Origin of the sequence: Klebsiella sp. RHBSTW-00215, assembly GCF_014103785.1 — a bacterium.
Taxonomy (GTDB): domain Bacteria; phylum Pseudomonadota; class Gammaproteobacteria; order Enterobacterales; family Enterobacteriaceae; genus Klebsiella.
In genome coordinates, this window is sequence record NZ_JABXQS010000001.1 from 2,951,059 (window position 1) to 2,976,162 (window position 25,104).

Here is a 25,104-nt window from a genome sequence, read left to right on the forward strand (position 1 = left end):
ATTGCCGTCCCTGGTAAGATGTCGTTTACTACATTGTTTTTGTTATGTTTACTGCCAGTTTTTTACCGACCAGATAGCCAAAGGTCATGGCCGGTCCGAGCGTGATACCGCCGCTGGGATAGAATCCCTGCATCACGCTCGACATATCGTTGCCGATAGCGTAAAGGCCAGGAATCGGTTGCTGTTGAGCATTCAGTACCTGTGCGTTTTCATCAGTTTTCAGTCCGCTGAAGGAGCCCAGAGAACCGGGAAGAATACGCACGGCATAAAAAGGTGCATGGCGCAGCTCGCCGAGGGTCGGATGGCCGGAATGGCTGGCATCACCCTGTGCGCGGTTGTATGCTGACGCGCCGCGCTGAAAATCCTCGTCTTCTCCTTTGTTGGCAAAGCCGTTAAAGCGGGCTACTGTTTCCGTTAATTGCCGCGGATCGATTGCACACTGTTGTGCCAGTGCCTCCAGCGTTTCGCCGCTTTGCAGGTAGCCGGTTCGTAACCAGGCTGTCGGTGAAAAGGGAAAGGGGCGCGCGTGGCCTAACCCATAGCGGTGCAGCGCACGACTGTCTGCTATCAGCCACGCCTGCGGCGCTTCGCCCGGTGGAGTCGCATCCAGCAGAGCGGCAATAAAATCGTGATAGGAGTTAGCCTCGTTGGCGAAGCGTTTGCCGTTGGGCAGAACGGCGATAAAGCCTGGCTTGGCGCGTTCAACCAGATGCGGGAATACCAGTTGCAGACCGCTAGCGAGCGTGACGCGCGAAACCGGTGCCCATGCCATGGCGTGTCTGAGTGAGTCATCAAACTGGCCTCCAGCTGATTCGCCGAGCCGAATGCCATCACCCTGATTACCCGGCGGTGCAGCGGAAAAATGACCGTAGCCGCTGGCGGCATGAGGCACATTTTGCGCCAGGCGCTGCCTGTCGTGAGGAAATCCACCGCAGGCGAGGATCACCGCCCCGGCGCGAACGTCTATCTCACCGCTGTCGCTGCGCAATACCGCACCCTCTATGCCTTTGTCGGAAGTGAGCAGTCGTTCTACCGGCGCGTTAAGCTGAAAATTAACCCCGGAATCCAACGCCGAACGCAGCAGGCGAGCAACCAGCGCATTGCCGTTAACCAGATGTTGCCCGCGCCCGGTGCGAAGCCGCTGCCAGCCGTGGCGTAACAGGCGGCGGGTTGCGTATATCGCCGAGCGCGGCGAGCGGGTGGCGTTAAAAAAATGCGCCATGTCCGTGCCGCCAGCGATGCCCATGCCCGCGAGGCTGATGGTTTCCAACGGCGGACGCAGGCGATGCAGCCAGTCACCGAGTAAGCGCCCGTCAAAAGGCTGCGCGGTGACCGAACGTCCACCCTGCGCATAGCCCGGCGAATTGTGGAAGTCCGGCATTTTGCTGCCGGATAGAAACTGTACCACCGTGTGACGTCGGAAGAAGTCAATCATCTCCGGGCCGTACTTTAAGAAAGTGAGCAGGCGAGCGTCGGCAGGTTGCCCATCCATCTCATGCCGGAGATAGGTGAGCGGCTCATCGAGATCTTCTTCAATGCCCTCCTCGCGCGCCAGCGGATTGCGTGGGATCCACAGCCATCCGCCGGACCACGCGCTGGTGCCGCCAATCACTGACTCTTTTTCGGCAACCAGCACGCTGGCACCGCCTAGCGCGGCGGTGACGGCGGCAGTGAGACCCGCCGCGCCGGAGCCGACCACCAGAACATCCACGTTCATCTGCCCGCTCATGCCTGACTCCTTATTGCAGTGGTGAAAAATCAGTGGGGCGCAGGAGAACCGACTCCAGGCGTTCGACGGCCGCCAGCTCGCGGTTCTTGCGTGAGAAAGTGAGCCAGCGTTCGTCTTGCGCCATTCGCGCGCGGCGCACCAGACGATCGTCGAGGCTCTCGTAGGCCCAGATATGCACCACCTGATTGACCACGCCAATTTCGGTGAAGAAAAAGCCGATCAGCTTGCCGAGGTGCTCGGTCTGGACGGCGTAAGCGTCGCTTTTGTACAGCGCCAGCCAGTCGGCCATTTTCAGCGGATTGATGGTGTAGGTACGTTTTTCATAAATCATGGTTTTCTCCAGTTTACAGTGCGTGTTGTTGTGCCATGTGGCTGGCTGAGAGGTAGCCGAAGGTTAGCGCCGGGCCGAGGGTGATGCCGGGGCCGGGATAGGTTCCGGCCATGATCGAATCCATATCGTTGCCGACGGCATAGAGCCCTTTAATAGGCAGGCCTTGTTGATTAACCACCTGGGCATCGGCGGTGGTGACCAGCCCGCGTGAGGTCCCGAGATCGCCGGTATAGAGCGTAACGGCATAAAATGGCGCGTTCGTTAGCGGGGCGTTACAGGCGTTTGGCTGGTGGCTCGGATCGCCCATCGCGCGGTTATAGCTGTTACCGCCTTTGGCAAACTCAGGGTCAAGTCCCTCGGCGGCATCGTGGTTATAGCGGGTCACCGTGTCGTTGAGCGCCTGCGGGTCCAGCCCGATCTGTTGCGCCAGCTCAGCAAGAGAATCGGCTTTGCGCAGATAACCTGCTTTCACCAGCGCATCGTTATTCACCGGGGCCGGTCGCGCCAGGCCGAGGCCGTAGCGCTTCATGGCCTGGGCATCGCAAATCAGAAAGCAGGGCGCATTTTCAGCCCGGCTTTGCATGGCGCTGGCAAAGTGGTGATAGGAGTTCGATTCGTTGACGAAGCGCACCGCACGTTGGTTGACGGCGATAACGCCGGGCTTAGCCCGGTCGGTGACGAGATGGGGAAAGCGCTCTTCAGTACCGTCAGGACGACGTAAAACCGATACCGGGGCCCAGAAAAAGTTGGAGGATAAGTCCGCGCCTTCGCGGGCGTGAACTGTTGCCGCCAGGCGAAACGCAGCACCGTCGTTGGCGCCAGGCGACATGGTGTAGTGCTCGCGGGTTTTGGGCCGATATTGCTCGGCCAGCTCACCTGCGGCAAACCCTCCGGCAGCCAGCACCACGCCGCAGCGGGCTTCCAGGGTTTGCTTCTGACCATCATGCTCAATCTCGACGCCGGTCACTTCACCGTTACGTTCGGTAAGCGAAAGCACGTTGACGTTGAGCTTGAGGGTCATGCCTTTACGAAAGGCGAGTGTCGCCATGCGGGCGATCAGTGCATTGCCCATTGCCAGTCGGGTACCGCGATGATGCTTCAGGCGGTCGCGACCGTAGCGCAGCAGCAGCTTGCTACAATGCGACAGCGAACGCAGGGAACGACGCATATCGAGAAAGTGCTGGATATCAACGCGGTTAACCATCATCCCGCCAAACAGCAGCATCCCCGGCGGCGGCGCGCGCAGGTCGCGAAAATGCTCTCCCAGCTCCCGACCGTCATACTCCACCACTTCCAGCGCCCGGCCTACATCAACGGCACCGGGCTCATCCGGGTAGTAATCCGGCGAGAGCGGGCGCAGGCTATATTTCACCGCTCCCTCTTTTTCCAGAAACGCCAGCGCCTCGCGACCGGAAGTGACAAAGGCGTCGACCAGATCCTGGCGATAGTTTTGTTCGCCGATAATGGTATGCAGGTAGGTTTTAATCTCCTGTGAAGGGCTATTTTTTGCCGGTTTCCGTGCCTGATCGCTATCGTGGATCCATACTGCACCGCCGGAAATTGCCGAGGTACCGCCAAACTGAGGAGCTTTTTCCAGCATCAGTACCGACAGCCCTTTACAGCAGGCAGTCACTGCGGCGGCAAAGCCCGCGGCGCCGCTGCCGATGACAATGACATCCCAGCTTTTCATGCCGCCGCTCCTTGTTCATGCGGGATTGCGCCAATGAACTCTCCCATCAGCTTCATCTGTGCCAGCGCCATTTCCGGCCCGGTCTGGATGACGCAGCCGCGATGTTGAGCAAAAATGAGTAATGGTGTCATTACCGGTGCGGTGACTACGTCCGCGACGTGAGTTGATGACTGGAGAGTTTCCAGTAGCGCCTGCGGTAGCGGTAAGGGATCAAAACCGGTCATTCCCGCCGGGGAGCCGTTTACCACTAAATCAAGGTCCGCGAGCGTTGCGGGCAGCTCGGTGAGATGAACCTGTGGAAAATGGGTTGCCAGACGATTGTGTAGTAACTGAAGGGTTGCCGGATTCTGGTCATAAAGCGCCAACTGGCTGATGCCTGCTTCGCAGAGTCCCCACGCAATTGCGCTGCCGACGCCGCCGCAGCCGGAGAGCAGCGCGCTTTTACCCGCGGCATTGAATCCGTGCGCCTGAGCGGCGAGTTGAAAGCCGACGCCATCGAGCATATCGCCCTGTAAACGACCATCTGCCAGCTTGCGAATCACATTCACGGCGTTGAGGTGACGAGCGCGCGGCGTTAGCTCATCCACCAGCGAGGCGGCACGCTGTTTATGCGGGACGGTGACCAGCACGCCGCTCATGTTGTGCCATCCGCGTAGCGTTTTCAGGTAATCGGCGACGGCTTCGGGGGCGATATCGACCGGGATCATGACGCTGTCCATCTGCTGGTCAGCGAAGTAGCGGTTAAAGTTCTCCGGCGATTTAACCTGGGTAATCGGATGGCCGATAACGGCGACAACCTGGGTGAATCCACTGACCATTTCAAACCTCATTTTGTTAAATGAATGTTGTGAAAGTATTTCAGTGGAAGCTGAGAGCGACAACGCAGAATTCGGCCATATTGGTTGTTAATCGCACCATCACTGCGATAATCGCGCTAAACTGATTGTATTGTTGCGAAAGTGTGAACAACTATGCAAAACGAAATACATTCCCGCGATCTGATCGTCGGCCTGCAAAAAGGACTGGCGCTGATTCAGCTGTTCTCTAAAGAGTTTCCAAGGCTCACCGTACCGCAGGCGGCGAAAATGAGTGGGTTGACGCAAAGCGCGGCGCGGCGGTTTCTTCTCACACTGCTGCACGATCGCTATTTGCAGACTGACGGACGCTATTACTGGCTAACGCCCAAAGCGTTACGTCTGGGGCAGGCGTATGTTGATTCCGCCCAGTTCCCGCGCATGGTGCGGCCCATTGTTGAGTACATTGCCAGCCGAACCGAAGAACATGCCTCGGTCGGCGTGATTGATGATGATGAACTGGTGTACATCGCTCGCAGCAAACATACGCCGTTTAACTCGACCTCCGTGCGTCTGGGGGAGAGGGTGCCGATTTACTGTACTGCCGGAGGGCGGCTGTGGCTGGCTTCGTTGCCGGAAGCTGAATGCGAAGCCGTATTGCAACGGATTAGGCGCGAGCAGCGAACGCCGTATACGGTGACGGACGTCGCGGCGCTGATGGAGAAAATCGCCCTGGTTCGTCGCCAGGGATATGCCTCTATTGAGCAGGAGTTTGAAATAGGCATGCTGGTACTGGCGGTACCGTTGTCTGACAGGGAGGGGACTTACTGGGGAGCGCTGAGCTTAACCAGTCATCTGTCGCGTACTTCCCTTGAGGCATTGTGTCGAGACCATCTTGATTTGCTGTACAGCGCCCAGGCGATGCTGGTGGGGTAATGACTGCGAGGAGCGTTGGGCAGGTTTCAGCACCTGCCCGTTGTACTATTACGCGTTAGCGCCGTCGATAAAGCTGTTCCAGTCAGCTCCCGCGTTATTGACGAAATTTGACCAGCTATTTGCCGCGGTGTTCACAAAGCCATTCCAGTTGTTCGAACCGGCTGACACGAAGGTGTTCCAGTTCGATTGACCGATAACAAACTTGCCAAACTCTACCGCGCTGTCAATGACGAAGTTGGCGAAGGCAGCACCCGAGGTGGCAACAAACGATCCAAACCCCAGCCCGGAGTTCACTACAAAATTCGTAAAGCCGGTGGCAGCGTTCATCAGATTAAAACCACCTGAAACATATTCCATTTCGCTGAATGTTAACTCTTTCATTTTTATTCCCTTATAAAACGGATTGCTATAAGTGAGCCACTCGCTCACCGTGAAAGACTAACACCGTTAAATAAAGGCAAACCAGCCAGAGACTTAAGCATGATACTGATTTATTTATTATTTTTATGTGAACCTAATGAGCGAACGACTAATGATGGTTTTACCGGATATGAAATGATGTCGGTGATTTTTCATCTGAAGTGAATTCAGGTAGGGGAGGGGGAGTCAGACTGGCGGACAAAAAAACAGCCTCCGGTCTTGCGAGCGGAGGCTGTTGAGCGGTTGCTGAATGTGGTCTTATCTGACCATCGTCAGCAGGTTATGTGAATCTGGCACCATGAAGTCAACGGACATCATCACTGATAGCGCGGTAATGGCAACGATGGAAAAGACGAACAGCTTGCGCGCCCAGACTTTATCATCCACCACTTTATAACCGCGCAGCGCCATCCCGAGCCACCAGACGCTCACTGCCGCAGCGACAACCAGATATTTATATCCAGCGTAGCCCCCCAGAGAGAGCATCAGCGTCGCGACGGCGAAAGCGATGATGTAAACGGTGATATGGTTTTTAGCCACTGAAATGCCTTTCACTACCGGCAGAACCGGAATATTCGCCGCCTGATAATCCTTGAAGCGGAAAATCGCGATGGCGTAAGAGTGAGGCATCTGCCACAGGCTGAAAATAGCCAGCAGAATGGCGGCACCGCTGTCAAAGTCACCGGTCACTGCGCAGTAGCCAATCACCGGCGGCGCAGCGCCGGAGAGAGAGCCAATCAGCGTGCCGTAGACGGAGTGGCGCTTCATGTACAGGCTGTAAACGCCGACATAAACGACAAACCCCATCACTCCCAGCCAGCAGGCCAATGGGTTAGCGCCAAACCACAGGAGCATGAAGCCAGCAATACCCAGCAGGGTGGCGTATACCAGCGACGTTTTTGGCGAGATCAGCCCTTTGACCAGCACCCGGTTTTTCGTCCGTTCCATCTTTCTGTCGATATCACGGTCGATATAGTTGTTGAAAACACAACCCGAGGCGACCACCAGGGAGACTCCAAGGAGCGTCCAGATGAACAGCGGATAGTCGATGTGGCCTTTGGAGGCCAGCAGGAAACCGCCGATCACGGAGATCAGGTTGCCAAAAATGATGCCTGGTTTCGTTACTTGCAGGTATTGCTTAAACATACTCGCCGCTCTTAGTGCATCATCATGTTGTAGTTCAGGTTCCACATAATCCAGATGGAGCCGACAACTACGATAGCAATGATGATTACGGTGAAGATAAATGCGGTCAGGTTCCAACCTTCGTCCGACTTACTGTTCATGTGCAGGAAGTACACGAGATGTACCACAATCTGCACAACTGCAGTAATCAGGATGGTTCCCAGAATAACCGCATGCGATGCGGAGCCACTCATAACCATAGCAAACGGAATAACCGTCAGAATGATCGACAGGATAAAACCTGTCATGTAGCTCTTTACGCTGCCGTGAGAAGCGCCGTTATGATCGCTAGAATGACTCATTACATTGCCCCCATCAGATAGACTACAGAGAACACGCAGATCCACACTACGTCCAGGAAGTGCCAGAACAGGCTCAGGCACATGATACGGGTGCGGTTAGTGCTGGTCAGGCCGCGACGTGAAACCTGTACCATCAGCACCGCCATCCAGATAAGACCCGAGGTCACGTGCAGACCGTGGGTGCCGACCAGCGCGAAGAATGCTGACAGGAATCCGCTGCGATCCGGGCCCATACCTTCAACAATCAGGTGATGGAATTCATAGATTTCCATCGCGATGAACCCTGCCCCGAAGAGGAAGGTCAGCGCCAGCCAGGAAACCACCTGGCTCTTGTTGTTTTTGTACATGGCGATCGCCGCCATGCCGTAGGTGATGGAGCTGAACAGCAGCAGAGCGGTTTCAACCAGAACGAACGGCAGTTCGAAAATATCTTTACCTGTCGGGCCGCCCGCCGTGCCGTTCACCAGAACGGCATAGGTTGCGAACAGAGTGGCGAAGATAATGCAGTCGCTCATCAGGTAGATCCAGAAACCGAATACCTTCATCGGTCCTGTATCATGGTGCCCGTGTTCGTGCGCGTGGGCGTTATGCGCAAGAGTATCAGTTGCCATTTTTCAGCCCTGCTTTGTTAATCTCATCGAAATGCTGATTTTCCAGTTTTTCGACTACTGCAACCGGCACGTAGTAATCCACGTCCTCGTCAAAGCTCTTAATAATCCAGGTCACCAGGATACCGACGAAGCTTGCAATCGCCATCCACCAGATGTGCCAGATCATTGCGAAACCAAACACCGTTGCGAAAGCAGCAATAACGATGCCCGCGCCGCTGTTTTTCGGCATATGAATCTCTTCATAGCCTGCTGGTTTCTTATACGCATCGCCTTTTTCTTTCATTTCCCAGAACGCATCGCGCTCGTGGATGTTCGGAACAATAGCGAAGTTATAGAACGGCGGAGGAGAAGAGGTTGCCCACTCCAGAGTACGGCCGCCCCATGGGTCACCAGTCAGGTCGCGGTTCTGTTCGCGATCGCGGATGGACACATAGAACTGAATCAGCTGGCAAAGAATACCGCAGGCGATCAGCGCTGCACCGCAAGCTGCAACAACCAGCATTGGATGGAACTGCGGGTCAATCTGCTGGCTCAGGCGACGGGTCATACCCATAAAGCCCAGCACGTACAGCGGCATAAATGCAACGAAGAAGCCGATGATCCACAACCAGAAAGCGCGTTTGCCCCAGGTTTCGTTCAGCGTAAAGCCAAAGGCTTTCGGCCACCAGTAGGTCAGACCTGCGAAGCAACCGAACACCACGCCGCCGATGATGACGTTATGGAAGTGTGCGATCAGGAACAGACTGTTGTGCAGCACGAAGTCTGCGCCCGGTACCGCCAGCAGAACGCCGGTCATACCACCTACAGAGAAGGTCACGATAAAGCCAATCGTCCACAGCATTGCAGAGTTGAAGACGATGCGGCCCTGGTACATGGTAAACAGCCAGTTGAAGATCTTAACCCCGGTCGGGATGGCGATAATCATGGTGGTAATACCGAAGAAGGCGTTTACGTTCGCGCCCGCACCCATAGTAAAGAAGTGGTGCAGCCAAACGATGAACGACAGAACGGTAATACACACTGTTGCCCATACCAGTGAGGTATAGCCAAACAGACGCTTACGCGAGAAGGTTGCAGCGATTTCGGAGAAGACACCGAATACTGGCAGAACCAGGATATACACTTCCGGGTGGCCCCAGGCCCAAATCAGGTTGATGTACATCATCATGTTGCCACCCATATCGTTGGTAAAGAAATGGGTGCCCAGGTAGCGGTCCAGGGTCAGCAGCGCGACGGTGACGGTCAGAATTGGGAAGGAGGCGATAATCAGGATGTTGGCGCACAGAGATGCCCAGGTAAATACCGGCATCTTGAACATGGTCATGCCAGGGGCACGCATCTTGATAATCGTCACGAAGAAGTTAATACCGGTTAACGTGGTACCAATACCGGAGAGCTGAAGCGCCCAGATCCAGTAATCGACCCCGACTCCCGGACTGTACTCGATTCCCGATAGCGGCGGATAGGCCAGCCAACCGGTCTGCGCGAATTCACCGACGCCCAGAGAGAGGTTAACCAGAATCACGCCCACAACGGTGAACCAGAAGCTCAGGTTGTTAAGGAATGGGAAGGCAACGTCGCGCGCACCGATCTGCAGTGGAACCACCAGGTTCATCAGACCGATAACAAACGGCATCGCTACGAAGAAGATCATGATAACGCCGTGGGCGGTAAAGATCTGATCGTAGTGGTGAGGCGGCAGGAAGCCTGCTTCCCCGGCCGAGGCCAGCACTTGCTGGCTACGCATCATTACGGCGTCAGCAAAGCCACGCAGCAACATCACGATTGCTACGATAACGTACATGATACCGAGACGTTTGTGGTCAACCGAAGTCAGCCACTCGTTCCAAAGGTAGGACCACTTACCGAAGTAAGTGATGGCAGCCAGAAGCGCCAGTCCCCCAATGATAATTGCAGCCACCGTAACCATAACAATGGGTTCATGGTAGGGCACTGCATCCAGTGTAAGTTTTCCGAACATCGTTTTCTTCCTCGGCCCCTTAGTGAGCGGTTTCCGCGTGGCTCATGTCCATGCCTTCCATTCCTTCGTGCGCTGCGTGCTCGCCTTCAGGTTGGGACATATCCATGCTCTTACCGTGAGACATAAATTTGTTAACAACATCTTTGAACAAATCAGGTTTCACGTTAGAGAAGTATTCCACTTTGTTGTATTCGCTAGGCGCTGCCAGTTTGTCGAACGTATCCATAGAATCCATGGCATTCGCAGACTGTTTTGCTTTCGCTACCCACTGATCGAAGGTTGCACGATCCGGCGTGGCGATAGCTTTGAACTTCATTCCAGAGAAGCCCGGGCCGCTATAGCTGGCGGAGATACCGTCGTAAGTACCAGCTTCGTTCGCAATGAGGTGCAGCTGAGTCTGCATCCCGGCCATTGCGTAAATCTGGCTGCCTAAACGTGGGATAAAGAACGAGTTCATCACGGAATTGGAGGTCACTTTAAAGTGTACCGGTACGTTCGCCGGGAAGGCGATTTCGTTGACGGTAGCAATACCTTGTTCCGGATAGATGAAGAACCATTTCCAGTCCATCGAAACGACTTCGATAACGATTGGTTTTTCATCGTGAGCAAGCGGTTTGCTTGGCTCTAATGCGTGAGTTGTTTTCCAGGTCAGAACGGCCAGGAACAGGATGATTAGAATAGGAACCGTCCAGACCACAGCTTCAACTTTGTTGGAGTGTGACCAGTTCGGGCTATACTTCGCATCTTTATTGCTCGCACGATACTTCCAGGCAAATCCTACTGCCATCAAGACGGCTGGAATAACGACAATCATCATCAGGCCAAAGGCCGTCAGAATCAGAGAGCGTTGCTCCAGTCCAATCTGTCCTTTTGGGTCGAGGAGCGCAGAATCACAACCACTGAGTAATACAGTACCTGCGATTAATGACATCCATCCCAAACTTTTATTGTATTTCCTAAGTCTCATTGAACGACCTCAATTCCACGGAATCTGGTGGCGCTTAAAGTGTACGGGCATTTTACGGGAAGGTTGCATTACTGTAAACATCATTGGATCTGTGTCTGTTCCGTGTTAGCGGCTTCTGCTTGGTTTGTCACATATGTTACGGAGTGTGACGTAATAGCTTGCAAAGCTTGATTTATGCGGGATTGATAGCGAAAGCGATAAGAATGGAGTGACTTATAAGAGAATGAGTATAACCATGCGTAAAATAAAACAAATAATTAACAATTACGCATCAAATAAAAGACGTGATAAAAGCGGAAAAATAAATTACGCGAGCTGAATCGGTTAAATTTTTTATAAAACAGAATGAAAGTTGTCAATAATTTCCAGAAATCTAAAACGCACAAAACAACAAATGAAGTATGATGAATATAAAATCGTTAATAAGACGTTATAATTACGTTTCGTAATTACAACGTCCCCTAACGTTTCCTGGATGATTTAAATCAGCTCAGTTTTGCGTAACGCCAGATAATCAAGGAGAGCACCGAGCAAAATACCGCCAACGGCTGTTAGCACGGCGATCTCCAGCAGGCCAGCAAGGAAGGAAAAGTTGGTGTAATCCAGCGCATTTAGCACCAGTAAAAGCAGCCATATTGACAGCATCAAACATCCTATCGCCAGAATCATTAATGCCAGCGAATAAGTCTGCGGAAAGTGCGTGCGTGGCATGAAACTCTCCGAGCGCTGGGTATGTTCCAGCGTGCGTCGGCAGACCAGCAGCAGCAAAATCCCCGGCACAGCGGCAACCACAGAGAAGAGATAGAACGTAGGCCAGCCGTGCGCTTCAACAAACCAACCCGCAATAGGGCCGACGTACACGCGCCCGACGGCGGAAAGTGCGGAGAGCAGCGCAAATTGCGTGGCTGAGAAGGATTTATTGCACAGCGTCATCAGCAGCGCGACGAATGCCGCCGTACCCATCCCGCCGCACAGGTTTTCGAAAAACACCGCTGTCGCCATCGAGAAAAGGTGTTTATCGGTAATCGATAGCAGCCAGTAACCGGCGTTGGATACTCCCTGCAAGAGACCAAAAATGAACAGCGCACGGAACAGCGTCAGGCGCTGCATTAATACTCCACCATACAGTGCGCCAACAATGGTGGCGAACAGGCCCAGCGTTTTATTGACCATACCCACTTCGCCAGCATCGAAGCCGACGCCGCGAATCAGGAACGTTGTGGTCAGGCTCATGGCAAAGGCATCGCCAAGCTTATAAAGGACGATCAGCAGCAGTATCAACCAGGCGTTATTGCGCCCAAAGAAGTCACGCAGCGGCGCGGCAACGGCCTGCTCCAGCGTTTTTGGCACCGGAATGACGTCGCTGGGCTCCGGGGCTAATAGGGTGGCGATGATGCAGGGGATCAGCAGTGCGGCCATCAGCCAGTACATCCCCTGCCAGCCTAACCAGCGATCGGCAAGCCAAAGGGCGAGACCGCCGGAAACCAGCATCCCCAGGCGATAGCCCAGTACGCTAATCGCCGCGCCGGTACCGCGTTCTTCCGCTGCCAGCACATCCGTTTTCCACGCATCGAAGACGATATCCTGAGAGGCGGAGCAGAAGGCGATAACCACCGCCAGCGCCGCCATCCAGCGCAGTTGCGTGGACGGCTCAAGGAATCCCATTGCCGCAATAGCGATAAGTAACAGGAACTGGGTAGCTAACAGCCAGCCGCGACGACGACCAAGAAAAGGCGGTGTGTAGCGGTCCATCAGCGGCGACCAAAGAAACTTAAAGACGTAGGCCTGGCCGACGAGGGAGAAAAAACCAATCGTTTTTAGATCGATATTCTCAACGGTCATCCAGGCTTGCAGCGTACCGGATGTGAGGGCGAGGGGTAACCCAGAAGCAAAGCCAAGGATCAGCAAAATGGCCGATTTAGGCTGCGTGAAAATGCGTAAGTAATGATTGGACATAAGGTATATAGCGCAGACCCGGCGTGAGGCCGGGTCTGCGGTTAATTAACGAGCGTTTTGTTTGATGAAATCGTGAATACTGGTGTCCTGTGCCATATCGGCAATGGTATCGGTCAGGACGCTATTGACCGCGTTGGCGATATTCTGGTTGGAGGCCTGGAATGCGCCTTCAACGGTGTAGCTGGCACGATAGTTTTTGTTCATTTTATTGCCGTTTGCAGCGGTCGCGATGATCGCAATATCGGCTTTGGTTGCGATGTTGTAACGCACGTTGCCCTGGGAGACGTCAGCGTACAATTTGTTAACGATAATTTGCAGATCAACAGCGCCGTTCGGACCAATCATATAGCCGCGAGAGGTCATCTGTTTTTCCAGCACTTCCTGCAGTAAGAAACGCAGGTCGCGGGAGGCCGTCAGCGTGACCTGCTGGTTGTCGCGAGTAACTTTTGCCAGCGCTTGGTCCGGACGCTGATCGGCGCCGTTGATGCTGACGGTCACGCCCATCAGGCTTGGATCCTGCTGCGGCAGGGTGATTTTTGGTGAAACATCAATAGTGGTCGGCGGAGTGGCGCATCCGGCCAGCATAAACAGCGCGACCAAAGGAAAAAGAATTTTCTTAAACATGTTCAGGGTCTCAACGCGTGGTGGAGTGGTAATTGAGGAAATTCCCGTCATCATAACATCGCCAACGGCAAGGGGAAGTAGCAACGCATGTAAATTCATCGTCTTGTGCGTTTTCTGTTCTTGCCTCATTTATTATCATGATTTTGGCGGTTGTCCTGACGGACTGAGTGAGTAAACCCGATACTTTTGAATGAAAATATCGGAGGAATGCTAATTTTTTGTTGTTTTCCCCTAATGGAAGCGGTAAAAGCGGCTAACATTTAAAGGGAATGGCGGCAATACAGCGTTGTCGGAGGAGAAAATTCATGATGATACGTGAACAGATCGAAGCAAAACTTAGAGCAGCGTTCGACCCGGTGTATCTTGAAGTCGTGGATGAAAGTTATCGCCACAACGTTCCTGCGGGCTCTGAAAGTCATTTTAAAGTGGTGTTGGTGAGCGATCGCTTCCTTGGCGAGCGTTTTCTCAATCGTCATCGCATGATTTATGGGACGTTGACAGAGGAACTCTCAAGCACCGTGCATGCTCTGGCGCTGCATACCTATACGATTAAAGAGTGGGAAGGACTGCAGGATACCATCTTCGCTTCTCCTCCTTGTCGCGGAGCTGGAAGTATCGCGTAGAAATCGCATTTGCAACCGCTGGAGCTTTTCCAGTATGTTGCGTGAAGATTTATCAGAAAACGGCCTACGGGCCGTTTTGTTTTGCCTGGAAAACATTCAGCTTGAGCGTTTTTACAGGCAGATTTGCTCGGGAAATGTGAAAAATGCCGCAACAGTGGGCGACAACCGTTCTCGACTCACAAAAGTGATGCCGCTATAATGCCGCGTCTTTTATTATGAATGTCTTCGGGATGATTCTGACGACAGGGAATGTGTTTCTGATTTGAAGAGGGCATCCCGGTTCTGCGAAGCAACCTACACGCGCTTCCAGAGTTGACCGAGCACTGTGATTTTTTTGAGGTAACAAGATGCAAGTTTCAGTTGAAACCACTCAGGGCCTTGGGCGCCGTGTAACGATTACTATCGCCGCTGACAGCATCGAGAATGCTGTCAAAAGCGAGCTGGTCAACGTAGCGAAAAAAGTTCGCATTGACGGCTTCCGTAAAGGCAAAGTGCCGATGAATGTCGTTGCTCAGCGTTATGGCGCTTCTGTTCGCCAGGACGTGCTGGGTGACCTGATGAGCCGCAACTTTGTTGACGCGATCATCAAAGAGAAGATTAATCCGGCTGGCGCACCGAACTACGTTCCGGGCGAATACAAGCTGGGTGAAGATTTCACCTACGCAGTAGAGTTCGAAGTCTATCCGGAAGTTGAACTGCAGGGCCTGGAAGCAATCGAAGTTGAAAAACCGGTTGTTGAAGTCACTGACGCTGACGTTGATACCATGCTGGATACCCTGCGCAAGCAGCAGGCTAACTGGAAAGATAAAGACGGCGCTGTTGATGCAGAAGATCGTGTCACCGTTGACTTCACCGGTTCCGTTGACGGCGAAGAGTTCGAAGGCGGCAAAGCGTCTGACTTCGTGCTGGCTATGGGCCAGGGTCGTATGATCCCAGGCTTTGAAGACGGTATTAAAGGCCACAAAGCGGGCGAAGAATTCACTATCGACGTGACCTTCCCGGAAGAGTACCACGCAGAAAACCTGAAAGGTAAAGCGGCTAAATTCGTTATCAACCTGAAGAAAGTTGAAGAACGTGAACTGCCGGAACTGACTGAAGAATTCATCAAGCGTTTCGGCGTTGAAGATGGTTCTGTAGCGGGTCTGCGCGCTGAAGTGCGTAAAAACATGGAGCGCGAGCTGAAAGGCGCAGTACGTAACCGCGTTAAGTCTCAGGCTATCGAAGGTCTGGTAAAAGCTAACGATATCGACGTACCGTCTGCACTGATCGACAGCGAAATCGACGTTCTGCGTCGCCAGGCTGCTCAGCGCTTTGGTGGTAACGAGCAACAGGCTCTGGAACTGCCGCGTGAACTGTTCGAAGAACAGGCTAAACGCCGCGTTGTTGTTGGTCTGCTGCTGGGCGAAGTGATTCGTACCCACGAGCTGAAAGCTGACGAAGATCGCGTAAAAGGCCTGATCGAAGAGATGGCTTCTGCTTACGAAGATCCGAAAGAAGTTGTTGAGTTCTACAGCAAAAACAAAGAGCTGATGGACAACATGCGCAACGTCGCGCTGGAAGAGCAGGCTGTTGAAGCCGTGCTGGCGAAAGCTAAAGTGTCTGAAGCGGCCACTTCCTTCAGCGAGCTGATGAACCAGCAGGCGTAATTTCGCCCCAAGGTTTAAGGTTTGAGCAAAAACCCGTTGCCGAAAGGCGGCGGGTTTTTTATTGCAATGATAGCCTTAGGATGAGTGCGAAAAGCCGATTTCAGTGATAGCGTTACGCCAAAAGGTTGTTATGCTTGAATTATGGCAACGCCATCCCCATAACCGAGAGACGTAACTGCATCGGCATGATCATGCTTTGTCATAAAGTATGCATATATGCACTTCTGCCTGAGGCAGAAATTCTGGCTGATAATCCGTCCATAAGGTTACAATCAGTGCAGCGGTTTTTTTCAAATTAATCCAGGAGACGGAAATGTCATACAGTGGCGAACGAGATAACTTTGCACCCCATATGGCCCTGGTGCCGATGGTCATTGAACAGACCTCACGCGGCGAACGTTCATTTGATATTTACTCCCGTCTGCTCAAGGAGCGCGTCATTTTTATGACCGGCCAGGTAGAAGACCACATGGCTAACCTGATCGTGGCGCAGATGCTGTTTCTGGAAGCGGAAAACCCGGAAAAAGATATCTACCTGTACATTAACTCGCCGGGGGGGGTGATCACCGCCGGGATGTCTATCTACGACACCATGCAGTTTATTAAGCCGGACGTCAGCACCATCTGTATGGGGCAGGCGTGCTCAATGGGCGCGTTCCTGCTGACTGCCGGGGCGAAAGATAAACGTTTCTGTCTGCCAAATTCCCGTGTGATGATTCACCAGCCGCTGGGCGGCTACCAGGGCCAGGCGACGGATATTGAAATCCACGCCCGTGAAATCCTGAAAGTGAAAGGGCGCATGAATGAACTGATGGCGCACCATACGGGTCAATCCCTTGAGCAGATCGAGCGCGACACTGAGCGTGACCGCTTCCTTTCTGCCTCGGAAGCAGTGGAATACGGCCTCGTCGACTCCATTTTGACTCATCGTAATTGATGCCCCTGGCGCAAGGGTGCCGCTATACTTGTTTGAAAGAGGGCGGCACAACGCTTGCGAGCGGCTTGCGCCTGAGAATGGCATTTGCGTCGTCGTGTGCGGCACAAAGAACTTAATAAGAGGTTTGGACTCATGACAGATAAACGCAAAGATGGTTCGGGCAAACTGTTGTACTGCTCTTTTTGCGGCAAAAGCCAGCATGAAGTGCGTAAGCTAATCGCCGGGCCATCCGTGTATATCTGCGACGAATGCGTTGATTTATGTAACGACATCATTCGCGAAGAAATCAAAGAAGTCGCGCCGCATCGCGAGCGCAGTGCACTGCCGACTCCGCACGAAATTCGCCACCATCTTGACGATTATGTTATCGGCCAGGAACCGGCGAAAAAAGTGTTGGCAGTGGCGGTATACAACCACTACAAACGTCTGCGTAATGGCGACACCAGCAATGGCGTTGAATTGGGTAAAAGTAACATTCTGCTGATCGGGCCGACCGGTTCCGGTAAAACGCTGCTGGCGGAAACGCTGGCGCGCCTGTTGGATGTTCCGTTCACCATGGCTGATGCGACCACCCTGACCGAAGCCGGTTATGTGGGTGAAGACGTTGAGAACATCATCCAGAAGCTGTTGCAGAAGTGCGATTACGACGTGCAGAAAGCGCAGCGCGGCATTGTCTATATCGATGAGATCGACAAGATTTCCCGTAAATCGGATAACCCGTCGATTACCCGCGATGTTTCTGGCGAAGGCGTGCAGCAGGCGCTGCTGAAGCTTATCGAAGGCACCGTTGCTGCCGTACCGCCGCAGGGCGGGCGTAAGCATCCGCAGCAGGAGTTCTTGCAGGTTGATACCTCCAAGATTCTGTTTATCTGCGGTGGCGCATTTGCCGGGCTGGATAAAGTCATTTCCCATCGCGTAGAAACCGGTTCAGGTATTGGTTTCGGCGCGACGGTTAAGGCTAAATCCGACAAAGCCAGCGAAGGCGAGCTGCTGTCTCAGGTTGAGCCGGAAGATCTGATCAAATTTGGTCTGATTCCGGAATTCATCGGTCGTCTGCCGGTAGTGGCAACGCTGACAGAGCTGAGCGAAGAAGCGCTGATTCAGATCCTGAAAGAGCCGAAAAACGCCCTGACCAAGCAGTATCAGGCGTTGTTCAACCTGGAAGGGGCTGAACTGGAGTTCCGCGAAGAAGCACTGGACGCCATCGCTAAGAAAGCGATGGCGCGTAAAACCGGTGCTCGTGGCCTGCGTTCCATTGTCGAAGCTGCGTTGCTTGATACCATGTACGATCTTCCATCAATGGAAGATGTCGAAAAAGTGGTTATCGACGCATCAGTCATCGACGGGCAAAGCAAGCCGCTGCTGATTTACGGTAAACCGGAAGCGCAACAAGCATCTGGTGAATAATTAGCCAACTTGCTCAAGCAGTTAACCAAAAAGGGGGGATTTTATCTCCCCTTTTATTTTTCCTGCATTCCCGCCGTTGAATGTGTGGAATACATCCCCATATACTGGTTTACATATTAACGGCGACGCGTCGTTGAATTGCGTCGTCGGCTACCTGGCGGACTTTAAACTAAGAGAGAGCTCTATGAATCCTGAGCGTTCTGAACGCATTGAAATCCCCGTATTGCCGTTGCGCGATGTGGTGGTTTATCCGCACATGGTCATACCCCTGTTTGTAGGGCGGGAAAAATCTATCCGTTGTCTCGAAGCGGCCATGGACCATGATAAAAAAATCATGTTGGTTGCGCAGAAAGAAGCGTCGACGGATGAGCCGGGTGTAAACGATCTTTTCACCGTCGGGACCGTGGCGTCTATTTTGCAAATGCTGAAGCTTCCGGACGGTACGGTAAAAGTACTGGTCGAAGGTTTGCAGCGTGCGCGTATTTCTGCACTGTCTGATAACGGCGAGCATTTTTCGGCGAAAGCGGAATATCTTGAATCGCCGGCGATTGACGAGCGCGAGCAGGAAGTACTGGTTCGTACCGCTATCAGCCAGTTCGAAGGCTACATCAAGCTGAACAAAAAAATCCCACCAGAAGTGCTGACGTCGCTCAATAGCATCGACGATCCTGCACGCCTGGCGGATACCATCGCTGCGCATATGCCGCTGAAGCTGGCGGACAAACAGTCCGTGCTGGAGATGTCCGACGTTAACGAACGTCTGGAATATCTGATGGCGATGATGGAGTCAGAAATCGATCTGCTGCAGGTTGAAAAGCGTATTCGCAACCGCGTGAAAAAGCAGATGGAGAAATCTCAGCGCGAGTATTACCTGAATGAGCAAATGAAAGCCATTCAAAAAGAGCTCGGCGAGATGGACGACGCCCCGGACGAAAACGAAGCGCTGAAGCGTAAGATCGACGCGGCGAAAATGCCGAAAGAGGCAAAAGAAAAAACCGAAGCGGAACTGCAAAAACTGAAGATGATGTCCCCGATGTCGGCGGAAGCGACCGTCGTTCGTGGCTACATCGACTGGATGGTGCAGGTGCCGTGGAACGCCCGCAGCAAGGTAAAAAAAGATCTGCGTCAGGCGCAGGAGATCCTCGACACCGACCACTACGGTCTGGAGCGCGTGAAGGATCGTATTCTTGAGTACCTTGCAGTGCAAAGCCGCGTAAACAAACTCAAAGGGCCGATCCTGTGCCTGGTTGGGCCGCCGGGGGTGGGTAAAACCTCTCTGGGCCAATCCATCGCCAAAGCAACCGGACGTAAATACGTGCGTATGGCGCTGGGCGGCGTGCGTGATGAAGCGGAAATCCGTGGTCACCGTCGTACCTACATTGGCTCTATGCCGGGCAAACTTATCCAGAAGATGGCGAAAGTGGGCGTTAAAAACCCGCTGTTCCTGCTCGATGAGATTGACAAAATGTCCTCCGACATGCGCGGCGATCCGGCCTCGGCATTGCTGGAAGTCCTGGATCCGGAACAGAACGTGGCCTTTAACGACCACTATCTGGAAGTGGATTACGATCTCAGCGACGTGATGTTTGTTGCGACCTCTAACTCCATGAACATTCCGGCACCGCTGCTGGACCGTATGGAAGTGATTCGTCTCTCCGGCTATACCGAAGATGAAAAGCTGAACATCGCTAAACGTCACCTGTTGTCGAAACAGATTGAGCGTAACGCGCTGAAGAAAGGCGAACTGACGGTTGATGATAGCGCTATTGTTGGCATCATTCGTTATTACACCCGTGAAGCTGGGGTGCGTGGTCTGGAACGTGAAATCTCTAAACTGTGCCGTAAGGCGGTTAAACAGCTGTTGCTGGATAAGACGCTGAAACACATCGAGATTAACGGCGACAACCTGCATGATTTCCTTGGCGTACAGCGCTATGACTATGGCCGTGCGGATAACGAAAACCGTGTCGGTCAGGTGACCGGCCTGGCGTGGACGGAAGTGGGTGGCGATCTGCTGACTATTGAAACCGCCTGCGTCCCAGGTAAAGGCAAATTGACCTATACCGGATCGCTCGGTGAAGTCATGCAGGAATCCATCCAGGCAGCGTTGACCGTGGTGCGTTCGCGTGCGGATAAGCTGGGAATTAACTCAGATTTTTACGAAAAACGCGATATCCACGTTCACGTACCGGAAGGGGCAACGCCGAAAGATGGTCCAAGCGCCGGTATTGCGATGTGTACCGCGCTGGTTTCCTGTCTGACGGGGAATCCGGTGCGTGCCGATGTGGCAATGACCGGGGAAATTACCCTGCGCGGTCTGGTGCTGCCAATTGGTGGTCTGAAGGAAAAACTGCTGGCTGCACATCGCGGCGGTATTAAGACTGTTCTGATTCCTGATGAAAATAAACGTGACCTTGAAGAAATTCCAGATAACGTTATTGCCGATTTAGATATCCATCCGGTGAAACGAATCGAGGAAGTTCTGGCACTTGCGCTGCAGAACGAACCGTTCGGCATGGAAGTCGTCACGGCAAAATAGTGACTTTGCGCAAATAGCGCTAAGAAAAATAGGGCTGGTAAGTAAATTCGCACTTGCCAGCCTTTTTTTGTATCGCTAACTTAGATCGCTGGCAGGGGGGTCATTTACAACGCTGTTGTAAGGGCATGACAGTCCTGATATAACTGCTGCGCGGTCGCACCACGAAGGATTCTGGTGCGATATAAATTATAAAGAGAGGAAGAGAACAGTGAATAAATCTCAACTGATTGACAAAATTGCTGCTGGTGCGGACATTTCTAAAGCCGCAGCTGGACGTGCGTTAGATGCTTTAATCGCTTCTGTTACTGAATCTCTGCAGGCTGGGGATGACGTTGCGCTGGTAGGGTTTGGTACTTTTGCTGTTAAAGAGCGCGCCGCCCGTACTGGCCGCAATCCGCAAACAGGTAAAGAAATCACCATCGCCGCTGCTAAAGTACCGGGTTTCCGTGCAGGTAAAGCGCTGAAAGACGCGGTAAACTGATCGACTTCCCCACTGGGGTCTGTGACGAAGTACAAGGGCGCATCGTGAGATGTGCCTTTTTTATTTGCCAGAATGCGACTTAATGTGAGTTTATACGCACTTGTGGGCTGACAATCACCCTGTTTTCTTGTCAAAATACGTCCTCACGCGCAGTAGCCATCACATGCTATGCTGCGCGAGCAAAAGTCATCTACAGCGGAGCGTTGTTACACCATGATGGACAACCTACGCACGGCCGCCAATAGCGTCGTGCTCAAGATTATTTTCGGTATCATTATTGTCTCGTTCATTTTGACCGGGGTGAGTGGTTACCTGATTGGCGGTGGTAACAACTATGCCGCGAAAATTAATGACCAGGAGATTGGTCGCGCCCAATTTGAAAATGCCGTTGCCAGCGAACGTAATCGCATGCAGCAGCAGCTTGGCGATCAGTTCTCTGAACTGGCGGCCAATGAAAATTACATGAAGACCATGCGCCAGCAGGTGCTGAATCGTCTGATTGACGAGGCGCTGCTTGACCAGTATGCCCGTGAACTCGGTCTTAATGTCAGTGACGACCAGGTTAAGCAGGCCATCTTCCAGACCCAGGCTTTCCAGGCTGATGGCAAATTTGATAACGAGCGCTTCAGCCGTATCGTTAATCAGATGGGTATGACGACGGACCAGTATGCGCAAGCGCTGCGTAACCAGTTGACCACGCAGCAACTGGTTACCGCTGTAGCGGGTACCGACTTTATGCTGCCGGGCGAATCCGATCAGCTGGCGGCACTGGTTTCCCAACAGCGCGTGGTGCGTGAAGCAACCATCGACGTGAACGCGCTGGCGGCGAAGCAGTCCGTAACCGACGACGAAATCAACGCTTACTATCAGCAGAATCAGGCGCGTTTTATGTCGCCGGAGCAGTTCCGCGTAAGCTACATCCAGATGGATGCCGCTAGCATGCAGGAAAACGTCTCTGACGAAGAAATTCAGTCATGGTATGACCAGCATCAGGATCAGTTCACTCAGCCGCAGCGTAACCGCTACAGCATCATTCAGACCAAGACTGAAGCGGATGCTCAGGCGGTGCTTGATGAGCTGAAGAAGGGGGCTGATTTCGCCACCCTGGCGAAAGAAAAGTCCACCGATATCATCTCTGCTCGTAACGGCGGCGATATGGGGTGGCTGGAAGATGCAGCGACCGTGCCTGAGCTGAAAGATGCGGGCCTGAAAGACAAAGGTCAGCTGTCTGGCGTAATTAAATCTTCCGTAGGTTTCCTGGTGGCGCGCCTTGATGACGTTCAGGCAGCACAGGTTAAACCGCTGGCTGACGTGCGCGCTGATATCGCGGCGAAGGTGAAACAGGATAAAGCACTGGACGCTTACTATGCGCTACAGCAGAAAGTGAGCGATGCGGCGAGCAACGATAACGAGTCTTTGGCAGGTGCCGCACAGGTTGCCGGATTGAAAGTCGTTGAAACCGGCTGGTTTGGTCGTGACAACCTTCCGCAAGAGCTGAACTTCAAACCGGTTTCTGACGCTATCTTCAACGGTGGTTTGGTTGGTGAAAGCGGTACTCCTGGTAGTAACTCCGACATCATCACCGTTGATGGCGATCGTGCATTTGTTCTGCGCGTTAGCGAGCATAAACCAGAAGCGGTGAAACCGCTGGCGGATGTGAAAGCGCAGGTCAGCGATATCGTTAAGCACAGCAAGGCGGAGCAGCAGGCTAAACTGGACGCCGACAAGCTTCTGGTGGCGCTTAAAGAGGGCAAAGGCGATGAGGCGATGAAAGCCGCTGGCCTGAGCTTCGGCGCTCCGCAGACGCTGTCCCGCACCGGTCAGGAAGCGCTGAGCCAGGCAGTATTTGCACTGCCGTTGCCGCAGTCGGGCAAACCGAGCTACGGTGTGAGTTCTGATATGCAAGGCAACGTTGTACTGCTGGCGCTGGACGAAGTGAAAGCAGGCACGATGCCGGAAGAGCAGAAAAAAGCGATGGTTCAGGGGATCACCCAGAATAACGCTCAAATCGCTTTTGAAGCGCTGATGAGTAACCTGCGTAAAGCAGCGAAAATTAAGCTCGGTGACATCATCGATCAGCAGCAATAATTTCGCGTAGCTTCGCAAAAACAAGTAACGTGATGTAATTCTTAAAGGCCGCTTTCGCGGCCTTTTCCATTTCTGCATTTTGCCTTTTGTACTCTTTTTCTCCACTCGCTATCGTGCCCTTGCTGTCAACAAACAAGGAGATAACAGCATGAAACGAGGAATGAGAACGCTTATTGCCGCCGCCGTACTGGTTTGCGCGGCGGGGAGTCAGGTGGTTTTAGCCGCGCCTTCGAGTGGTAAAGCGTCGGTGACGACGAGTAAGGAGAGTGTGCAAACGCCGCAGGTGAAAGCCCCTGATGCGATAAACGCGGCTGATAGTGAAGGAACCAGGGTTAGTATTAATAACGCCAGTGCAGAAGAACTCGCCCAGGCTTTGAATGGCGTTGGCATAAAGAAAGCGCAGGCTATCGTGAGCTATCGCGAGGAATACGGACCGTTTAAAACCGTTGACGATCTTAAACAGGTTCCGGGGATGGGCAACTCGCTGGTGGAGAGAAATCTGTCCCATCTGAAGCTATAAATTTTCAGTTGAAGTTTGCACAGTCGTAAATATTTGCCAGACTGAAGAGGTCGCACAAGTGGTGTGACCTCTGACCTCAAAATAACAATTCAAGTAAGGCATTTGCGCTATGCAGACACAAATCAAAGTTCGTGGCTATCATCTGGATGTTTACCAGCATGTGAATAATGCACGCTATCTGGAGTTTCTCGAAGAGGCGCGCTGGGATGGGCTGGAAAATAGCGCTACCTTTCACTGGATGACCGCGCACAACATCGCCTTCGTGGTGGTGAACATCAATATCAACTACCGCCGACCGGCGGTATTGGGTGATGTTCTTACCGTCACCAGCAAGCTGGAGCAGTTGAATGGGAAAAGCGGGACGTTAAGCCAGGTTGTGACCCTGAACCCTAACGGAGAAGTGGTCGCTGATGCGCTCATCACCTTTGTCTGCATTGATTTAAAAACGCAGAAAGCGCTGCCGCTTGAAGGTGAACTACGTGAAAAGCTCGATCAAATGAATTTACGCTAACATAGCTTCCGCTTTCTTCCCGGTGGCGCTGCGCTGACCGGGCTACGGGTTCACAGTCGCCAGCAGGCCGGTAGCCCGGACAAGGCGCGTCGAGCGCCGCCTCCGGGGAAATAGCTGATTACTTCAGCCCGGTTTTTTGCTTCATTACCGCCATAATACCCGGCTTATCAGCCTCATATTGATTCAGCCCGTTAGCGCGAAGATGACAGGCGGCACATTGTCCGCAGCCGTCGCCTTTAATGCCGTTATAGCAGGTCAGGGTTTCCTGGCGCACCAGATCTAACTGACCCCAATAATCGGCCAGGGCCCAGGTCTCGGCTTTATTCAGCCACATCAGCGGCGTCTCAAAGCGGATCTCCTTTGCCATTCCCAGGCTAACCGCGTGGTGCAGCGCTTTTACAAACTCATCGCGGCAGTCCGGGTAGCCCGAAAAATCGGTCTCGCAAACGCCGGTAATAATCGCTTCCGCCTTAACCTGATATGCGTAAATCGCCGTCAGAGTTAAAAACAGAATGTTGCGTCCGGGCACGAAGGTATTGGGAATACCGTTGGCATCCGGTTCATAATCCGGCACCGGGATGCTATCGCGAGTTAAACTGCTGATCGCCAGTTCGTTAAGCAGGGTGACATCAAGCACTTTATGAGCGACCGCCCCCAGTTTCATCGCCAGCTCACGAGCGACATCAATCTCGGCGCGATGGCGTTGGCCATAATCAAACGTGACGCAATGCACTTCATCATACTGTTGCAGAGCCTGCACCAGGCAGGTCGTCGAATCCTGTCCTCCACTGAAGACAACTACGGCGCGTTTCATGGTAATTCCTGA

24 protein-coding genes are annotated in these 25,104 nt (G+C 53.2%); 11 read left to right on the plus strand and 13 right to left on the minus strand.

Annotated features, from left to right (window positions below; translation table 11 throughout):
- Positions 1-28 precede the first annotated feature (28 nt).
- From HV127_RS13995 to HV127_RS14010, 4 genes are read right to left on the minus strand one after another with little or no spacing between them, the layout of a single operon-like run.
- Complete coding sequence (locus tag HV127_RS13995) at positions 29-1,729, minus strand: FAD-dependent oxidoreductase (RefSeq protein ID WP_182236731.1); 1,701 nt, start codon at positions 1,727-1,729, stop codon at positions 29-31.
- 10 nt (positions 1,730-1,739) lie between these two features.
- On the minus strand, positions 1,740-2,060 hold the full coding sequence (locus HV127_RS14000) for an NIPSNAP family protein (RefSeq protein WP_004099512.1): 321 nt from the start codon (positions 2,058-2,060) through the stop codon (positions 1,740-1,742).
- 13 nt (positions 2,061-2,073) lie between these two features.
- Positions 2,074-3,750 (minus strand): FAD-dependent oxidoreductase, encoded by a 1,677-nt coding sequence (locus tag HV127_RS14005; protein WP_182236733.1) that lies wholly within the window; start codon positions 3,748-3,750, stop codon positions 2,074-2,076.
- The gene (locus HV127_RS14010; protein ID WP_182236735.1) at positions 3,747-4,568 is read right to left on the minus strand and encodes a shikimate dehydrogenase; all 822 of its coding nucleotides are present in this window, start codon (positions 4,566-4,568) and stop codon (positions 3,747-3,749) included. Before HV127_RS14010 ends, HV127_RS14005 begins: the two co-directional genes overlap by 4 nt.
- 153 nt (positions 4,569-4,721) lie before the next feature.
- On the opposite strand from HV127_RS14010, the gene HV127_RS14015 reads away from it, so the two are divergent.
- The gene (locus HV127_RS14015) at positions 4,722-5,480 is read left to right on the plus strand and encodes an IclR family transcriptional regulator C-terminal domain-containing protein (protein WP_182236738.1); all 759 of its coding nucleotides are present in this window, start codon (positions 4,722-4,724) and stop codon (positions 5,478-5,480) included.
- 48 nt (positions 5,481-5,528) lie between these two features.
- Here HV127_RS14015 and HV127_RS14020 read toward each other — a convergent pair whose 3' ends face one another.
- The 8 genes from HV127_RS14020 to HV127_RS14055 form a co-directional block, all read right to left on the minus strand.
- Entirely contained in the window at positions 5,529-5,861 is a 333-nt protein-coding gene (locus HV127_RS14020; RefSeq protein WP_182236740.1) for a hypothetical protein, read from the minus strand.
- 297 nt (positions 5,862-6,158) lie between these two features.
- Positions 6,159-7,046, minus strand: coding sequence for a heme o synthase (gene cyoE, locus HV127_RS14025; protein WP_110273751.1), 888 nt, complete (start codon positions 7,044-7,046; stop codon positions 6,159-6,161).
- A gap of 11 nt (positions 7,047-7,057) precedes the next feature.
- Positions 7,058-7,387 carry a cytochrome o ubiquinol oxidase subunit IV gene (locus HV127_RS14030; RefSeq protein WP_110273750.1) on the minus strand — a complete coding sequence of 110 codons (330 nt, stop codon included), beginning with the start codon at positions 7,385-7,387 and terminating at the stop codon, positions 7,058-7,060.
- A complete protein-coding gene (locus HV127_RS14035) occupies positions 7,387-7,998 on the minus strand; it encodes a cytochrome o ubiquinol oxidase subunit III (protein WP_110273749.1) in 612 nt (203 codons plus the stop codon). Before HV127_RS14035 ends, HV127_RS14030 begins: the two co-directional genes overlap by 1 nt.
- Positions 7,988-9,979: a cytochrome o ubiquinol oxidase subunit I gene (cyoB, locus tag HV127_RS14040; RefSeq protein ID WP_182236742.1), complete on the minus strand. Its 1,992-nt coding sequence runs from the start codon at positions 9,977-9,979 to the stop codon at positions 7,988-7,990. Before cyoB ends, HV127_RS14035 begins: the two co-directional genes overlap by 11 nt.
- 19 nt (positions 9,980-9,998) lie before the next feature.
- Entirely contained in the window at positions 9,999-10,946 is a 948-nt protein-coding gene (gene cyoA / locus HV127_RS14045) for a cytochrome o ubiquinol oxidase subunit II (RefSeq protein WP_110273747.1), read from the minus strand.
- Positions 10,947-11,426: 480 nt separating this feature from the next.
- Positions 11,427-12,902 (minus strand): muropeptide MFS transporter AmpG, encoded by a 1,476-nt coding sequence (ampG, locus tag HV127_RS14050; protein WP_182236744.1) that lies wholly within the window; start codon positions 12,900-12,902, stop codon positions 11,427-11,429.
- Positions 12,903-12,947: 45 nt separating this feature from the next.
- Positions 12,948-13,526 carry a lipoprotein gene (locus HV127_RS14055; RefSeq protein ID WP_110273918.1) on the minus strand — a complete coding sequence of 193 codons (579 nt, stop codon included), beginning with the start codon at positions 13,524-13,526 and terminating at the stop codon, positions 12,948-12,950.
- A gap of 305 nt (positions 13,527-13,831) precedes the next feature.
- Between HV127_RS14055 and bolA the strand changes: the two genes are divergently transcribed.
- The 10 genes from bolA (at position 13,832) to HV127_RS14105 (ending at position 24,278) form a co-directional block, all read left to right on the plus strand.
- On the plus strand, positions 13,832-14,149 hold the full coding sequence (gene bolA / locus HV127_RS14060; protein ID WP_110273745.1) for a transcriptional regulator BolA: 318 nt from the start codon (positions 13,832-13,834) through the stop codon (positions 14,147-14,149).
- A gap of 34 nt (positions 14,150-14,183) precedes the next feature.
- Positions 14,184-14,348, plus strand: coding sequence for a hypothetical protein (locus HV127_RS14065; protein WP_167492816.1), 165 nt, complete (start codon positions 14,184-14,186; stop codon positions 14,346-14,348).
- 148 nt (positions 14,349-14,496) lie between these two features.
- Positions 14,497-15,795, plus strand: coding sequence for a trigger factor (gene tig, locus HV127_RS14070; RefSeq protein WP_181483313.1), 1,299 nt, complete (start codon positions 14,497-14,499; stop codon positions 15,793-15,795).
- 313 nt (positions 15,796-16,108) lie between these two features.
- A complete protein-coding gene (clpP, locus tag HV127_RS14075) occupies positions 16,109-16,732 on the plus strand; it encodes an ATP-dependent Clp endopeptidase proteolytic subunit ClpP (protein WP_110273743.1) in 624 nt (207 codons plus the stop codon).
- 132 nt (positions 16,733-16,864) lie between these two features.
- On the plus strand, positions 16,865-18,139 hold the full coding sequence (gene clpX / locus HV127_RS14080; protein ID WP_182236746.1) for an ATP-dependent protease ATP-binding subunit ClpX: 1,275 nt from the start codon (positions 16,865-16,867) through the stop codon (positions 18,137-18,139).
- A 184-nt stretch (positions 18,140-18,323) separates the two neighbouring features.
- Positions 18,324-20,678, plus strand: coding sequence for an endopeptidase La (gene lon, locus HV127_RS14085; protein ID WP_110273741.1), 2,355 nt, complete (start codon positions 18,324-18,326; stop codon positions 20,676-20,678).
- Positions 20,679-20,886: 208 nt separating this feature from the next.
- Positions 20,887-21,159, plus strand: a complete 273-nt coding sequence (gene hupB / locus HV127_RS14090) for a nucleoid-associated protein HU-beta (protein WP_002444653.1) — start codon at positions 20,887-20,889, stop codon at positions 21,157-21,159.
- Positions 21,160-21,372: 213 nt separating this feature from the next.
- On the plus strand, positions 21,373-23,247 hold the full coding sequence (gene ppiD, locus HV127_RS14095; RefSeq protein ID WP_182236748.1) for a peptidylprolyl isomerase: 1,875 nt from the start codon (positions 21,373-21,375) through the stop codon (positions 23,245-23,247).
- Between the two features lie 148 nt (positions 23,248-23,395).
- On the plus strand, positions 23,396-23,767 hold the full coding sequence (locus HV127_RS14100) for a helix-hairpin-helix domain-containing protein (protein WP_182236751.1): 372 nt from the start codon (positions 23,396-23,398) through the stop codon (positions 23,765-23,767).
- A 109-nt stretch (positions 23,768-23,876) separates the two neighbouring features.
- Positions 23,877-24,278 carry a YbgC/FadM family acyl-CoA thioesterase gene (locus HV127_RS14105; protein WP_182236754.1) on the plus strand — a complete coding sequence of 134 codons (402 nt, stop codon included), beginning with the start codon at positions 23,877-23,879 and terminating at the stop codon, positions 24,276-24,278.
- Between the two features lie 118 nt (positions 24,279-24,396).
- Here HV127_RS14105 and queC read toward each other — a convergent pair whose 3' ends face one another.
- Positions 24,397-25,092 (minus strand): 7-cyano-7-deazaguanine synthase QueC, encoded by a 696-nt coding sequence (gene queC, locus HV127_RS14110; RefSeq protein WP_182236756.1) that lies wholly within the window; start codon positions 25,090-25,092, stop codon positions 24,397-24,399.
- Between the last annotated feature and the right edge of the window lie 12 nt (positions 25,093-25,104).

What these genes read in the sequence shown, in the direction of transcription:
- HV127_RS14000 (WP_004099512.1), bottom strand. Translation starts at nt 2,060, where the DNA reads ATGATTTATGAAAAACGTACCTACACCATCAATCCGCTGAAAATGGCC.
- HV127_RS14100 (WP_182236751.1), top strand. Translation starts at nt 23,396, where the DNA reads ATGAAACGAGGAATGAGAACGCTTATTGCCGCCGCCGTACTGGTTTGC.
- ampG (WP_182236744.1), bottom strand. Translation starts at nt 12,902, where the DNA reads ATGTCCAATCATTACTTACGCATTTTCACGCAGCCTAAATCGGCCATT.
- lon (WP_110273741.1), top strand. Translation starts at nt 18,324, where the DNA reads ATGAATCCTGAGCGTTCTGAACGCATTGAAATCCCCGTATTGCCGTTG.
- HV127_RS14015 (WP_182236738.1), top strand. Translation starts at nt 4,722, where the DNA reads ATGCAAAACGAAATACATTCCCGCGATCTGATCGTCGGCCTGCAAAAA.
- HV127_RS14020 (WP_182236740.1), bottom strand. Translation starts at nt 5,861, where the DNA reads ATGAAAGAGTTAACATTCAGCGAAATGGAATATGTTTCAGGTGGTTTT.
- HV127_RS14065 (WP_167492816.1), top strand. Translation starts at nt 14,184, where the DNA reads ATGTTGCGTGAAGATTTATCAGAAAACGGCCTACGGGCCGTTTTGTTT.
- tig (WP_181483313.1), top strand. Translation starts at nt 14,497, where the DNA reads ATGCAAGTTTCAGTTGAAACCACTCAGGGCCTTGGGCGCCGTGTAACG.
- HV127_RS14010 (WP_182236735.1), bottom strand. Translation starts at nt 4,568, where the DNA reads ATGGTCAGTGGATTCACCCAGGTTGTCGCCGTTATCGGCCATCCGATT.
- clpX (WP_182236746.1), top strand. Translation starts at nt 16,865, where the DNA reads ATGACAGATAAACGCAAAGATGGTTCGGGCAAACTGTTGTACTGCTCT.
- ppiD (WP_182236748.1), top strand. Translation starts at nt 21,373, where the DNA reads ATGATGGACAACCTACGCACGGCCGCCAATAGCGTCGTGCTCAAGATT.
- cyoE (WP_110273751.1), bottom strand. Translation starts at nt 7,046, where the DNA reads ATGTTTAAGCAATACCTGCAAGTAACGAAACCAGGCATCATTTTTGGC.
- HV127_RS14030 (WP_110273750.1), bottom strand. Translation starts at nt 7,387, where the DNA reads ATGAGTCATTCTAGCGATCATAACGGCGCTTCTCACGGCAGCGTAAAG.
- bolA (WP_110273745.1), top strand. Translation starts at nt 13,832, where the DNA reads ATGATGATACGTGAACAGATCGAAGCAAAACTTAGAGCAGCGTTCGAC.
- clpP (WP_110273743.1), top strand. Translation starts at nt 16,109, where the DNA reads ATGTCATACAGTGGCGAACGAGATAACTTTGCACCCCATATGGCCCTG.
- queC (WP_182236756.1), bottom strand. Translation starts at nt 25,092, where the DNA reads ATGAAACGCGCCGTAGTTGTCTTCAGTGGAGGACAGGATTCGACGACC.
- cyoB (WP_182236742.1), bottom strand. Translation starts at nt 9,979, where the DNA reads ATGTTCGGAAAACTTACACTGGATGCAGTGCCCTACCATGAACCCATT.
- HV127_RS14055 (WP_110273918.1), bottom strand. Translation starts at nt 13,526, where the DNA reads ATGTTTAAGAAAATTCTTTTTCCTTTGGTCGCGCTGTTTATGCTGGCC.
- HV127_RS13995 (WP_182236731.1), bottom strand. Translation starts at nt 1,729, where the DNA reads ATGAGCGGGCAGATGAACGTGGATGTTCTGGTGGTCGGCTCCGGCGCG.
- HV127_RS14005 (WP_182236733.1), bottom strand. Translation starts at nt 3,750, where the DNA reads ATGAAAAGCTGGGATGTCATTGTCATCGGCAGCGGCGCCGCGGGCTTT.
- cyoA (WP_110273747.1), bottom strand. Translation starts at nt 10,946, where the DNA reads ATGAGACTTAGGAAATACAATAAAAGTTTGGGATGGATGTCATTAATC.
- HV127_RS14105 (WP_182236754.1), top strand. Translation starts at nt 23,877, where the DNA reads ATGCAGACACAAATCAAAGTTCGTGGCTATCATCTGGATGTTTACCAG.
- HV127_RS14035 (WP_110273749.1), bottom strand. Translation starts at nt 7,998, where the DNA reads ATGGCAACTGATACTCTTGCGCATAACGCCCACGCGCACGAACACGGG.